This is a genomic window from Phytopseudomonas punonensis (genome assembly GCF_900142655.1).
GTDB classification, from domain to species: Bacteria; Pseudomonadota; Gammaproteobacteria; order Pseudomonadales; family Pseudomonadaceae; genus Aquipseudomonas; species Aquipseudomonas punonensis.
Window position 1 is genome coordinate 79,865 of the sequence record NZ_FRBQ01000011.1, and the last position, 13,125, is coordinate 92,989.

Sequence of the window (13,125 nt, forward strand, 5' to 3'; positions counted from 1 at the left end):
AGCGAAACATTGGAGATATACGCAACCGCAGTTAGGCGATTTGCACAGCCAAAGCCAGCAACACAGCACACTCCAGAACTTCCAGCAGCGCACCGGCGGTATCGCCCGTGGTGCCACCCAGGCGCTGCGTCATCATGCGACGTGCCCAGAAGAAAACGGCTACGGCCGCCAGCATCGCCCAGATGCCACCGAGTAGCAGACACACCAGCGCCGTAACGGCGGATACAGCGATGCCGGTAGACCTCGGCAAATGGCCGGCCAGTGCCTCACCGAGGCCGCCAGCACGGACATAGGGCGTGCTGAGAAACAAGGCCAGCAGTGCGCCACGGCCAAGCACCGGCGCCAGCAGGAGCATGAGGTGACCACCCTGCTCCAGTAGCGCAAGTAGCGCGGCGAACTTGAGCAGCAGCAGCAATACCAACACCACCACGGCGATTGGTCCGCTGCGCGGATCCTTCATGATCGCCAGGGTGCGCTCGCGATCGCCGAAACCACCCATCCAGGCATCGGCGCTGTCTGCCAGGCCGTCCAGGTGCAGTGCGCCCGTCAAGGCAACCCACAGGCTCAGCAGCAAGGCTGCCTGCAAAGCGATGGGTGCAGCCTCGATTAGGTGCGCGGCGCCTATCAACAATCCGCCGATCAAGGCGCCCACCAGCGGGTACCAGAGCAACGAGCGGCCCGTCTGCTCTGGCGTGGGCATACCTGAAAGGCGCACAGGCAAACGGGTGAGAAACTGCAGAGCGATCCAGAATGGCGTCATGAGAGCTCCCGCAGGCTGTGCTCGTCGACCTGCAGGTGCACACGCTGGCCGTGAACAACACTGACCTGCAGCAGTTGCTCGCGAGGCAAACCGCGTGCTCTGGCCAGCAACAAGCGCATCACCCCGCCATGGGTGACCACCAGCAACTGCTGAGCGGGATACTCGGTCTGCAAGCGCTGCAGTGCATCGAGCACCCGAGCTTCAAAGGTCAACAGCGGCTCGCCGCCTGGTGGCGTGAAGGTATAAGGATCGGCCCAGAAACGACCGAGATCATCGGCGTCGGTTTCCATTAACTGGGCGGCGCTGCGCCCTTCCCAGTCGCCAAAGTGCAATTCCTGCAGGCCAGCTTCGAACTGCAGTGGCAACTCGCGGGCCGTGGCCAGTTCCTCGGCAAACCGCGCACAGCGCTGCAGGGGCGAGCTGATCACGGCGTTCCAGCTTTCATCGGCGTGTACCGCACCGCGCAACTGCGCCCAGCCTGCCTCAGTCAGTGCGTCGTCGAGGCTGCCGCGCAGGCCGCCGCCCTGCTCAGTTTCGCCGTGACGCAACAGATGCAGAATCACGCCGGACGATCCGCTACCGAAGCCTCGGCGAAGGTGGCCATGCCGTTGTGCAACGCACAGGCAAGGCGCAGCATCGGCACTACCAGCGCAGCACCACTACCCTCGCCCAGGCGCAGGCCCAGGCTAACGATCGGCGTCGCCTGCAGCGCTGCGAGCAGGCGCTGATGGCCTGGCTCGGCGCTCTGGTGGGAAAACAGCAGCCAGTCGCGACACGCCGGGTTCAAACGTACTGCCAGCAAGGCGGCGACGCTACAGATGAAGCCATCGACCAGCGCCACCACACCCTGTTGCGCACAAGCCAAATATGCTCCGGTCAGCGCACCGATTTCAAAACCGCCCAGGCAGCGCAGCGCCTCCATTGGCTCATCGGCAGCACCGCGATGCAGTACCAGTGCCGTCTCGATCACTTGCGTCTTGTGCGCCACACCAGCAGCAGCCAGCCCAGTGCCCGGCCCGACCAGTTCACTCACCGGACAGTCCAGCAGCAGGCAAGCCAACGCGGTGGCCGCCGTGGTATTGCCGATACCCATTTCGCCGCCGATGAACAGCTCATGCTGCTGCTCGGCGGCCCGGATCACGCTATCGCGCCCGGCCTGCATTGCGATCAACGCCTGTGCCGGCGTCATCGCCGCTTCACGCATCAGGTTTGCGGTGCCCGCACCAACCTGCAGATGGCGTACACCCGGTAACGGCTCCAGCGGCTCGGCGGTCCCGAGGTCGGTCACTTCCAGCGCAGCATCAAGCTGGCGAGCCAGCACGCTGATTGCGGCACCACCGCCAACGAAGTTACGCAGCATCTGCCCCGTTACCGCCTGCGGATACGCCGAGACGCCCTCGGCCACTACGCCGTGATCGCCAGCGAAAATGGCGATCCACACCTTGTCGACCAGCGGCCGCTCGCGGCCCTGCAGCGCAGCTAGGTGAACGGCCAGGCGCTCCAGTTCGCCAAGCGAGCCAGCCGGTTTGGTGAGTTGCGCCTGACGTGCCGCCGCCTTGTCGCGCGCAACCGAATCCAGAGGCTGCGTGGGGTTGAGCCACCAGTCGAGTGTCATAACGGGTCTCCCTTGAGAATCATCGGCAAGCCGGCAACGGTGAACACGACGCGCTGGCAGCGCTCGGCGATGGCCTGATGCAGCAGGCCGGCTTCGTCGACATAGCGGCGAGTCAGCTCGCCCATCGGCACCACGCCAAGGCCGGTTTCATTGCTGACCAGAATCAGCCGGCCAGGCAGCGCTGGCAAAAGGCTCAGCAACGCGTCGCACTCTTGATTCAGGCGGGCACCATCGTCGAGCATTAACAAGTTGGTGAGCCACAGCGTCAGGCAGTCGACCAGCAGGCAACGGTCTTGCGCCGCCTGCTCTTCGAGCACCCGAGCCAGCTCCAGCGGCTCTTCAATCAACCCCCAACGCTGCGGGCGCCGTTCGCGGTGCTGGCGGATACGGCTGCTCATTTCACCGTCGAGCGGCTGGCTGGTAGCGACATAAGTCACCTGCAAGGCCGACTCCGTCGCCAGACGTTCGGCGAGGCGACTCTTACCGGAGCGTGCACCACCGAGAATCAGTTCGTGCATTTATTTCGCCTCCGCAGCATCTGGCAGACCGCATAGCGCTCGCAGCGCAGCCTGGTCCAGATGGGCCTCGACCAGATCGGCCAGGCGCTCGATATCGCGCTCGCGCAAGGCGTGATAATCCACCGCCTGCACATCCTGCAGCCCGGCCCAACGCAGCAGCGCCGAGCATGCAGCCGAAGACTCGAACAAGCCGTGCAGGTAAGTGCCCATCACCTGGCCATCGGCGCTCAACGCACCGTCGGGACGGCCGTCATCGAGCTGAACCGCGGCGCGTTGCAAGTCGGCGCCAGAAGTCACTCCAGCATGAATTTCATAACCGCTGATTGGCGCGTCTTCCAGGCACAGCCGGCCGCTGACGTTGCGCAGCTGTTTGTGCGGCTCCAGCACGGTATCGATTTGCAGCAGGCCAAAGCCTTCGCTGCTGCCCGCAGGTCCTTCCAGCCCATCCGGGTCCTCGACACGACGCCCGAGCATCTGCAGCCCGCCGCAGATACCCAAGAGCTTGCCGCCATAACGCAGGTGCCGATCGATGGCAGCGGCCCAGCCCGCGCTGCGCAGGAAAGCCAGATCCGCACGTACACTTTTTGAGCCGGGCAGGATGATCAGGTCGGCTGGCGGAATCACTTCGCCAGGCCCGACGAAGGTCAGCTCAACCTGCGGATGCAGGCGCAGCGGGTCGAAGTCGGTGTGATTGCTGATCCGCGGCAGCACCGGCACCACCACCTTGAGTACCTGTTCGGTCTTGCTCACCTGGCGCCGGTCGATGGCGTCTTCGGCCTCTAGGTGGAAATCCATCAGGTACGGCAGCACGCCGAGCACCGGCTTGCCGGTACGCTGTTCGAGCCAATCCAGGCCCGGTTGCAGCAAGGCGATATCGCCGCGAAAACGGTTGATCACGAAACCTTTGAGCCGCGCCTGCTCGCTTGGCGACAGCAGCTCCAGGGTGCCGACCAGATGGGCGAACACGCCGCCCTTGTCGATATCGGCGACCAGAATCACCGGGCAATCGACCGCCTCGGCGAAGCCCATATTGGCGATGTCATTGGCGCGCAGGTTGATCTCGGCGGGCGAGCCAGCGCCCTCGACCATGACCACCTGGTGTGCATCCCGCAAACGCTTGTGGGAAGCCAGCACCGCCTCACGGGCGACCTGTTTGTAGTCGTGATAGGCCACCGCATTCATGTTGCCGATGGCCTGGCCGTGGATGATCACCTGGGCACCGGTGTCGCTGTTGGGCTTGAGCAACACCGGGTTCATATCGGTATGCGCAGGCAGGCCGCACGCCTGGGCCTGCACTGCCTGAGCGCGGCCGATCTCGCCACCATCGGCGGTTACCGCGCTGTTGAGCGCCATGTTCTGCGGCTTGAACGGCACCACGCTGACGCCCTGGCGGCGCAGCCAGCGGCACAGTGCAGTAACCAGCGTGCTCTTGCCGGCATCGGAGGTGGTGCCTTGCACCATCAGCGTGGCACTGGATTCACAACGGCTCATCGTGCCTCCTCGGCGAACACCTTCAATGAACGCTGCAGGCGCTGCCAACCTGCTTCGTCTGGCGGCAAACCAAAACGGATGCTTGCCGGCCGCTCGAACAGCCGGGTGAAAATACCGTTGCAGGACAGAAATTCATGCAGCAGCGCGGCATGCTCGCTGGCGATCCACTGGAACATCGCACAGCCGCCAGTAGGCGCCAGGTCATGTTCACGCAGCAGATTGGCCAGGCGCTGACCATCATGGATAAGCCGCTTACGCTGGGCATTCTGCCCGGCCCGATCGATAAGCATCTGAGTAGCCAGCCAGCGCGTCGGGCCGCTGATCGTCCACGGCCCAAGCATCTCTTCGAGTTCATCGAGCAGCGCGCCATTGGCCAACACGAAGCCCAGGCGCGCGCCTGCCATGCCAAAGAACTTGCCAAACGAGCGCAGCACGATCAGCCCGGGTAAATGGGCGTGAGCCCCCAAGCTCTGCTCCGGCGAGCAGTCGATAAAGGCTTCATCGACGATTAGCCAGCCGCCACGCTGGGCCAGCCGCGCATGCCAGGCGTACAGCTGCTCGGGCGAAAAACGTCGGCCAGTGGGGTTGTTGGGATTAACCAGCAGCAATACGTCGAGCCGCTCCAGCGCGCGGTTGACGCCTGCCTCGCTGATTTCCAGCACGCGGTGCCCTTCTCGCTGCCAGGCTGCAGCGTGCTCCGCGTAAGCCGGCGAGACGATGCCAACTCGTGCCTCGGTGCGCAGGCGAGGCAAGCACTGGATAGCAGCCTGGGAGCCCGCCACCGGCAACAGCCGCGCGGCGCCATAGTAGTCGCATGCTGCCGCTTCAAGACCATCATCGAGCTCCGGCAGGCGGTTCCACACCTGCTCCGGGATCGCCGGCAGCGCCAATCCGTAGGGCGCCACGCCAGTCGAGAGGTCCAGCCATTCGCCCAGGGGAATGCCGTACTGCAGTGCCGCTCGGCGTAAGCGCCCGCCATGCTCAAGCAACGCACACCTCCACGACCAGCAACACCAACAGCCAGAGCAGCACGCCACCCCAGACCAGATTCATCGCCCGTTCGATATCACGGGCATGGGGCTGCGGCCCCTCACCCAGTTCAGGACGCTGGTGTAGCTCACCGTGATAAATAGCCGCACCGCCCAAGCTCACACCAAGCGCACCCGCGCCCGCGGCCATCACCGGGCCGGCGTTGGGGCTGTCCCATTGCGGCGCCTGGCGTTGCCAGCAGCGTATTGCCGTGGTGGTGCGCCCCAGCAAGGCATAGGTCACCGCGACGAGGCGCGCCGGCACGTAGTTGAGCAAATCGTCGATCTTCGCAGCGGCCCAGCCGAAACGCTCGAAGCGCTCGTTGCGATAGCCCCACATGGCATCCAGGGTGTTGCTCAGCCGATACAGCACGACTCCCGGTGCGCCGGCGACGAGAAACCAGAACAGCGCGGCGAACACCGCGTCACTGCCGTTCTCCAGCACCGACTCGGTGCCGGCACGCGCTACGCCAGTGGCGTCCAGATCTTCCGTACGGCGGCTAACCACATAACCGACGCGCTGGCGCGCCAAGGGCAAATCGCCAAGGCGCAGCGCCTGAGCGACCGGATGGGCATGTTGATCGAGGCTGCGCAGGCCAAGGGCCGCATACAGCGCGATGATCTGCACCAGCCAACCGATCCAGGGCAACTGCACCAACAGCACGGTGAGCAGGGTGAGCGGCAAGACAGCAAGGCACCATGCGCTGACCCCGTGGCTACGCCAACCCGCACCGGACGGATTGAAACGCTGTTCGAGGCGGTTGGCCAACTTGCCGAAGCCCACCAGCGGGTGCCAGCGCTTCGGTTCACCGAGCGCGGCATCCAGCACCACGCCAGCGATTGCGCTGAGGATCAGGCTCATCGAGGTGTCCCGTTATTCATGGTTGCCCCAACGATCCTGAAACAACAGTTCACTCAGCGGCCGAACCTGCGCCCAGCCCTCCTGAACCAGCATCGGCGCCGGGTAGAACGCCGGCACCGGCCCCAGGCACAACACCGCCACAGGTTTGCTGCCAGGCGGCATACCCAACAAATCGGCCAGCGCCGCAGGATCGAACAACGATACCCAGCCCATGCCCAGCCCTTCGGCGCGGGCCGCCAGCCACAGGTTCTGAATGGCGCAGGACAGCGACGCCATGTCCATTTCCGGCAGCGTACGGCGGCCGAACACATAGGCTTCGCGACCTTCCATCAGCGCCGCCACCAGCACCTCGGCGCAATCGCGAACACCTTCGACCTTCAGGCGCATGAACTCGTCCGAGCGCTCACCGAGCGCCTCGGCGGTCAGCTGACGCTCACGCTCGACTAATTGGTAAATATCCTCCCGCAGCGCTGGCTGAGTGATGCGGATAAATCGCCAAGGCTGCATCAGCCCAACGCTAGGCGCCTGATGCGCGGCCTCGAGGAGCTTGGCGAGCAGCTCAGGGGCAATTTCGCCGCCGCTGAAATGGCGCATATCGCGGCGCTCGGCGATGGCTCGATAGACCGCCACACGCTCTTCGGCGCTGAACGCGTGCTCACTCATGGCTGCAACAACGCCGCTGCAGCTGCCGGGTTCGACGGCAGATAAAAATGGATATAAGAGGCAGTCAGTCGCCCAATACGAAATACCGCCTCGCTGACAGGTTTGTCATTCGGGCAATCTCCACGCACCAATGGCTCAAGCACCGACTCGAGCCGCGAATGGTGGTAGCTGTGGCCGCGCAGCAGGCCCTCTGGCAACGCAACGCTTTGCAGAGCCAGCGCGACCAGGCGCTTCTGCATCTGCGCGTGGCCAGGCACCAGTCCGGCCAGCTCGGCGTGTTCACCCGCGGCATCACTCAGCGACTCGAGCAGATACAGCATGCCGCCGCACTCAGCGAGCATCGGCTTGCCGGCCTGCTGATGTGCCTTGATCGCCGCGATCATTGATCCGTTGGCGGCCAGCGCCTGCAGGTGCAGTTCCGGGTAGCCGCCGGGCAGATAGAGACTGTCCACCTCTGGCAGCGCCGCGTCGGCCAACGGACTGAAGAACACAAGGCTCGCGCCCATTTGCTCTAGCAGATCGAGATTGGCCTGATAGATAAAGGCGAAGGATGAGTCCCGGGCCACACCGATGCGCACGCCCTCCAACAGCGGCGGCAATGGCGACAGCGAAGGCGCAGCGAAGGTCACCGGCGGTGGCAGGGTCACGGTCGCAGTCTGCGAGAGCGCATCGGCCGCGGTATCCAGACGCACGTCTAGGTCGGCAAGCTCGGCGGCCTGCACCAGGCCAAGATGCCGACTTGGCAATTCGATAGCCGCACTGCGTGGCAACGAGCCATACCAACGGATCGAGCTCGGAAGGCTGTCGCGGATCAGATCGTTATGGCGTCCCGGATTGACGCGATTGCCGAGTACGCCGGAGAACGGCAGGTCAGGCTGGTAGCTGGCCAGCCCGACAGCCAACGCGCCGAACGTCTGGGCCATGGCCGAGCCATCAATGACTCCCAACACCGGCACACCAAAACGGCGCGCCAGGTCGGCAGCCGACGGCGAACCGTCGAACAGGCCCATCACGCCTTCGATCAGAATCAGGTCCGCCTCGCCAGCCGCCTCCCAGAGCAGGCGACGGCTCTCGTCCTCGCCAACCATCCACAAGTCCAGCTGATAGACCGGGTTGCCACTGGCGCGGGAGAGAATCATCGGGTCGAGAAAGTCCGGCCCGCATTTGAATACCCGTACTCGCTTGCCCTGCCGCGTATGCAGGCGTGCCAGAGCGGCGGTGACAGTGGTCTTGCCCTGCCCCGAGGCAGGCGCTGCGATCACCAGCGCCGGGCACTGACGCGGCGCAAGGGGCTCAGCGCGAGAGAGCGATAGAGTTGGGCTCAAAATTCCACGCCTTTCTGGGCCTTAACGCCAGCCTTGAAGGCGTGCTTGACGAGCGTCATCTCGGTGACGGTATCCGCGGCGTCGAGCAGCGCAGGCGGCGCTCCGCGGCCGGTCACCACCACGTGCTGCAACTCAGGGCGCGATTCGATATCCCGCAGCACCACGTCCACATCCAGGTAACCGTGCTTGAGCGCGATATTCAGCTCATCGAGCACCACCAGGGCGATCGTCGGATCGTTCAGCAGCTGCCTGGCAACATCCCAGGCCAGGCGAGCCTTCTCGATGTCGCGCTGGCGATCCTGGGTATCCCAGGTGTAACCCTCGCCCATCACGTGGTAGCTGACTTCATCGGGGAAGCGACGAAAGAAGTGCTCCTCACCAGTGGCCATGCCGCCCTTGATGAACTGCACGACGCCGACCTTGAGGCCGTGCCCCAGCGCACGGGCAACCATGCCGAACGCCGAGCTGCTCTTGCCCTTGCCATTGCCGCTGTGCACCAGCAGCAGCCCGTATTCGTCCTGCGCTTGAGCGATCTTCTCATCCATCAGCGCTTTCTTGCGGGCCATGCGGGCGTTGTGGCGCGCATCGCGCTCGGCAGATTCACGGCTCTGGGTTGGGCTCGACTCGCTCATGGGATCTCCTCAGCGCCGGCCGGTAAGCACGCGCAGGTAAAACGCTCAGACAGAAACAAGCTATGCCTGATAACAAAAATGATCACACAGGAGTAGGCAGGAGCTGGCCGCGGCCACGCACCGGCCGCGCCCACCGCGCAACCCAGGAAAAGCGACAGGCCGGTCTCCGGGCTCACGAGCGTCGTATCCAAAGAGGACGCGACGGACAACGCCGCCTTCCCGTATCAGCGATACAGTGGCCAGTGGCGTGCTTGTACTCGTTTACCGTTGCGGGGGCAGCGTCGGCTTTGCGTGCTAGGCAGCAGCGCACCGACTTCCCAGTTTCACCACTTGGCCAAGGCCAGGGGCACCTGAAGCAGATCGCAAAGGGTAAGGATTGGCAACATAAGCGTCAATCGAAGACTCGGCGCCATTCAGGCGCGAGCCGCTCAGACGACATCAAGGGTGGCTGGCCAGCTCGACCGGAAATACCCGTTTGGCTTCAATATAGGCTCGCTGCCAGTAGCTGTTGGCAAGGCTGTCGAGACGCACAGTGCCGCCGGAGGACGGCGCATGTACGAAGCGCCCTTCACCAACATAAATGCCGGCGTGGCTGACGTTGCTGCCGCCATTGGTGGCAAAGAACACCAGATCACCGCTACGCAGTGCGTCGCGACCAACAGTTGGCGCGCGCATGCTGATCAGCTCACGGGTCGAGCGCGGCAGCCTGATGCCGGCAGCGTCACGGTAAACGTAACCAATCAGGCCACTGCAATCGAAACCGCTGTCCGGCGTGTTGCCGCCATAACGATAAGGCGTACCTACCAGACCCAATGCGCGAAATAGCACGTCGTCGGCACCGCCCTGGTAAACGCCAGGTGCAGGCACGACAACCACGGGTTGCGGTGCAGGTACGGGAGCTCTACTGGAGCAGGCACTGAGCAATGCCACGACAAGCAGGAAGGCGATGCGGATGGTGGCAGTCATGGACGGACGATCCTGGAGCCTGAATGCGCCCTACTCTGCCGTTTTCACAACTGCAGCGCAAGCTTTAGCTTTACGCTGCATTCGCTTGAAAACTATCAAATTGTTGCCCAGCCGATGCGACTGGGCAGCGCTACTCAGTGCTGAGAGGCCAGCTGTTCGGTTGGCGCCAGCGCCAACACACGCTTGGCTTCTATGAACGTACGCTTCCAATAGCCATCATCCAGGCTGTCGATACGTACGCCACCGCTGCGGCTGCTGGAGGAATGAATGAACTGGTCATCGCCCAGATAGATGCCGGCATGACTTACGCGGCCACGACCTGCAGTACTGAAGAACACCAGATCACCAGGCTTCAGCGCTTTGCGCTCAACCAGCGGCGCGTCAATGTTGATCATGTCGCGCGTCGAACGCGGCAGCTCCATGCCCAGCTCTTCGCGGAACAGGTAGCCGATAAAACCGCTGCAATCGAAACCAGTCTTCACCGAATTGCCGCCGAAGCGATAACGGGTGCCAATCAGGGAAATACCCTTCTCCAGTACGCTGTCTGCCAGCTGCGGCAGCTCGTAGGGGGCGTGCCCGGTGAAGCTGGCAACGGCGTCGTCATCACTGGCTGCGTGCTGATCAACAGCAGGCGCGTTAACTACTGGCCTGGCAGGCAGAGAAGCCTGGGCTGGTACATCGCTCTGAAGTTGAGAACCATGGTTAGCGCAGGCGGCGAGAACCATTGTGAGTGCTAGAGGCACGAGGGGTGCGAAGCATTTGCGCATGGGCACGACCGTGGCATGAAAAATGAATAGCCGCGACTATGCCCACTAACGGGGTCATTTGCAAATATTATGATCAGCGATGTGACTCAGTAGTTCCGGAAAAACATCTAAGGCCCGTTCCTCCAGTCTGAAATCCACCAGATTGCTGACCTCTGAGTGCGACAAATTGACCTCCACGGTCACCCCGCCCGCCCGACGTGCTCGCACCACTGGCTCGACTATATAAGGAAAGCTGGCACTCGTGCCGACACTGATCACCAGGTCGAAACCTTGCCCCAGCTGCTCGTAAAGGCGCTCGACAGCAGCCGTTGGCAACCTCTCACCAAACAGGGTAATGGGCGGGCGAAGCACACAACCGCACTCCTCGCACAAAGGCGGCAGTAGTTGCTGGAGACGCTCAGACAGCCGTTCGTCGGTTGCCCCGCAAGCCCGGCAATATAGCGGCGCCAGCTCGCCATGAATTTCGATCAGACGCTCTTCTGGGCTACCGGCCTGGCGGTGATAACCATCGATATTCTGAGTAAGCACCCAGCACTCGGGCTTCAAGGCTTGCAACCTGGCGATTGCGTTGTGGGCCGCGTTCGGCTGCGCAGCCAGGCAAGCGCTACCGAGCTGCGCGAGGTATTTCCAGCACAAGGCGGGATCCTGGCGCAGCATCTCACCCGACAGCGCCACCTCGATTGGCACACCTTCATCGGTATGGCCGTTGTACAGACCGCCAAGCCCACGATACGTAGGCAGCCCCGAATCGGCCGAAAGGCCCGCACCGGTAATGATCAATATCCGCCGCGCCTCGATGAACGCCGACGCTAGGCGCTGCAGCTGAATACGCATCAATGATTGACCGTATGAGCCAGCATCACCGAAAGCTGGCACATGGGCCGACCACTCTCCGCATGCCATTGATTGAAGGCTGCCTGAACCGCTGCGCGGTCGCGCTGACTGCTGGGCACCTTGTCGACGATCTTCTGTGCCTTGAGCGCGGCGACCATGTCATCGGAGGGAATAAAGGTGTCTTTGCCGACCATGCGTAAAAATCGTGGCGCTGAGAGCCCGCCGAGCTGGGTGCCCTGCTTGGCCAGCCAGTGCCAGAGGCCGACGATATCGGTAACCGGCCAGTCGGCGATCAACGCACCAAAGGCATAGCCGGGCTTGGGCGTAGTAGCCTTCACCTCAGCAGCCGGGCCGCTAAGCGCACCACGCTCTACATCGAGAATGAACTGAGCGTTGCGTGGCACGCTTTTGAGCTTGCCCAAATGCCGAATCAGCCGGGCGTCCTGCATCAAACGCTCCAGGCGCTCGCCGCCCATCAGCACGACTTTTTCCGGATCGAAACCGAAAAACACCTCTTCGAACGCCGGCCACTTGGCATCCACGAGGCTGTGCTTCAGGCCCGCCCGAAAGATGCGCAGGCTCATGATCGACAGATATCGATCATCACTCAACGCACGCAGTTTCTTGTCGGAAACAGGGTGCGGTAAACGCGCCTCAAGCTCCTCAAGCGAGCCGAAGCGGTTAACGCAGTACTCGTGCATCCATCGGTAATCGTGCATCGTGTGCGGTCAGCTCCGGATTACAGGTTCATGACATTCAGGAAGCGCGGCGTGGCCTGCTCGTCGATCTTCAGACTGTTGAAATCGAACAGATTGCGGTCAGCCAATTGCGACGGCACCACGTTCTGCAGCGCCCGGAACATGATTTCGGTGCGGCCCGGCGATTTGCGCTCCCACTCCTGCAACATGTCTTTCACGACCTGGCGCTGCAGGTTTTCCTGAGAACCGCACAGGTTGCACGGAATGATCGGGAATTCCTTGAGCTTGCTGTAGGCCTCGATATCGGCCTCGTTGCAATAAGCCAGCGGGCGAATCACAACGTTGCGACCATCGTCGGCACGCAGCTTGGGCGGCATGGCCTTGAGGGTGCCGCCGTAGAACATATTGAGGAAGAAGGTCTCGAGAATGTCGTCGCGATGGTGACCGAGGGCCATCTTGGTGGCGCCAATCTCGTCAGCGAAGGTATAGAGCGTGCCGCGGCGCAGGCGCGAGCACAGCGAACAGGTAGTCTTGCCTTCCGGGATCTTCTCCTTGACCACCGAATAAGTGTCTTTCTCGACGATGTGGTAAGGCACACCAATGGATTCGAGATAAACCGGCAGCACGTGCTCGGGAAAGCCCGGCTGTTTCTGGTCCATGTTCACGGCGACGATTTCGAAATTGATCGGCGCGACCTTCTGCAGATACAGCAGGATGTCGAGCATGGTGTAGCTGTCCTTGCCGCCGGACAGGCAAACCATGACCTTGTCGCCCTCCTCGATCATGTTGAAGTCGGCGATGGCTTCGCCAGCCTGACGACGCAGGCGTTTTTGCAGCTTGTTCTGATTGACCGAGAGGGTGCCCATGGCGCGCAAGAATCCGCTAGAAGTACTGAAGGCGCGCATTTTACCCAGAAAACGAAGCGCGCCCCAGCTACAAAACGGCTAACGGTCGGTGCATCGACAA

15 protein-coding genes and 1 riboswitch are annotated in these 13,125 nt (G+C 62.7%); all 15 genes read right to left on the reverse strand.

The window, feature by feature from the left end:
• Positions 1 to 31 precede the first annotated feature (31 nt).
• The 15 genes from BUC40_RS20405 to ttcA all read right to left on the reverse strand — a co-directional run bounded on the left by BUC40_RS20405 (position 32) and on the right by ttcA (position 13,025).
• Entirely contained in the window at positions 32 to 760 is a 729-nt protein-coding gene (locus BUC40_RS20405; protein ID WP_073268258.1) for an adenosylcobinamide-GDP ribazoletransferase, read from the reverse strand.
• A complete protein-coding gene (cobC, locus tag BUC40_RS20410) occupies positions 757 to 1,323 on the reverse strand; it encodes an alpha-ribazole phosphatase family protein (protein ID WP_139272213.1) in 567 nt (188 codons plus the stop codon). Before cobC ends, BUC40_RS20405 begins: the two co-directional genes overlap by 4 nt.
• The gene (gene cobT / locus BUC40_RS20415) at positions 1,320 to 2,375 is read right to left on the reverse strand and encodes a nicotinate-nucleotide--dimethylbenzimidazole phosphoribosyltransferase (protein WP_073268260.1); all 1,056 of its coding nucleotides are present in this window, start codon (positions 2,373 to 2,375) and stop codon (positions 1,320 to 1,322) included. Before cobT ends, cobC begins: the two co-directional genes overlap by 4 nt.
• The gene (gene cobU, locus BUC40_RS20420) at positions 2,372 to 2,893 is read right to left on the reverse strand and encodes a bifunctional adenosylcobinamide kinase/adenosylcobinamide-phosphate guanylyltransferase (RefSeq protein ID WP_073268262.1); all 522 of its coding nucleotides are present in this window, start codon (positions 2,891 to 2,893) and stop codon (positions 2,372 to 2,374) included. Before cobU ends, cobT begins: the two co-directional genes overlap by 4 nt.
• Positions 2,894 to 4,384, reverse strand: a complete 1,491-nt coding sequence (locus tag BUC40_RS20425) for a cobyric acid synthase (RefSeq protein WP_073268264.1) — start codon at positions 4,382 to 4,384, stop codon at positions 2,894 to 2,896.
• Positions 4,381 to 5,373 (reverse strand): threonine-phosphate decarboxylase CobD, encoded by a 993-nt coding sequence (cobD, locus tag BUC40_RS20430; RefSeq protein WP_073268266.1) that lies wholly within the window; start codon positions 5,371 to 5,373, stop codon positions 4,381 to 4,383. The genes BUC40_RS20425 and cobD overlap by 4 nt, the downstream gene beginning before the upstream one ends.
• A complete protein-coding gene (cbiB, locus tag BUC40_RS20435) occupies positions 5,366 to 6,274 on the reverse strand; it encodes an adenosylcobinamide-phosphate synthase CbiB (protein ID WP_073268268.1) in 909 nt (302 codons plus the stop codon). Before cbiB ends, cobD begins: the two co-directional genes overlap by 8 nt.
• Before the next feature lie 12 nt (positions 6,275 to 6,286).
• Complete coding sequence (gene bluB, locus BUC40_RS20440) at positions 6,287 to 6,937, reverse strand: 5,6-dimethylbenzimidazole synthase (RefSeq protein ID WP_073268270.1); 651 nt, start codon at positions 6,935 to 6,937, stop codon at positions 6,287 to 6,289.
• Positions 6,934 to 8,262, reverse strand: coding sequence for a cobyrinic acid a,c-diamide synthase CobB (locus BUC40_RS20445; RefSeq protein WP_073268272.1), 1,329 nt, complete (start codon positions 8,260 to 8,262; stop codon positions 6,934 to 6,936). Before BUC40_RS20445 ends, bluB begins: the two co-directional genes overlap by 4 nt.
• Positions 8,259 to 8,894: a cob(I)yrinic acid a,c-diamide adenosyltransferase gene (cobO, locus tag BUC40_RS20450; protein WP_073268274.1), complete on the reverse strand. Its 636-nt coding sequence runs from the start codon at positions 8,892 to 8,894 to the stop codon at positions 8,259 to 8,261. Before cobO ends, BUC40_RS20445 begins: the two co-directional genes overlap by 4 nt.
• A 140-nt stretch (positions 8,895 to 9,034) precedes the next feature.
• Positions 9,035 to 9,263: riboswitch (cobalamin riboswitch) on the reverse strand.
• 69 nt (positions 9,264 to 9,332) lie between these two features.
• Entirely contained in the window at positions 9,333 to 9,860 is a 528-nt protein-coding gene (locus tag BUC40_RS20455; protein ID WP_073268276.1) for a C40 family peptidase, read from the reverse strand.
• A gap of 134 nt (positions 9,861 to 9,994) precedes the next feature.
• Positions 9,995 to 10,585 carry a C40 family peptidase gene (locus BUC40_RS20460; protein WP_425272945.1) on the reverse strand — a complete coding sequence of 197 codons (591 nt, stop codon included), beginning with the start codon at positions 10,583 to 10,585 and terminating at the stop codon, positions 9,995 to 9,997.
• Positions 10,586 to 10,681: 96 nt separating this feature from the next.
• Positions 10,682 to 11,461 (reverse strand): NAD-dependent deacylase, encoded by a 780-nt coding sequence (locus BUC40_RS20465; protein WP_073268280.1) that lies wholly within the window; start codon positions 11,459 to 11,461, stop codon positions 10,682 to 10,684.
• On the reverse strand, positions 11,461 to 12,180 hold the full coding sequence (locus BUC40_RS20470; protein WP_073268282.1) for a DNA-3-methyladenine glycosylase I: 720 nt from the start codon (positions 12,178 to 12,180) through the stop codon (positions 11,461 to 11,463). Before BUC40_RS20470 ends, BUC40_RS20465 begins: the two co-directional genes overlap by 1 nt.
• Before the next feature lie 20 nt (positions 12,181 to 12,200).
• Positions 12,201 to 13,025 (reverse strand): tRNA 2-thiocytidine(32) synthetase TtcA, encoded by an 825-nt coding sequence (ttcA, locus tag BUC40_RS20475; protein ID WP_073268284.1) that lies wholly within the window; start codon positions 13,023 to 13,025, stop codon positions 12,201 to 12,203.
• Positions 13,026 to 13,125 lie beyond the last annotated feature (100 nt).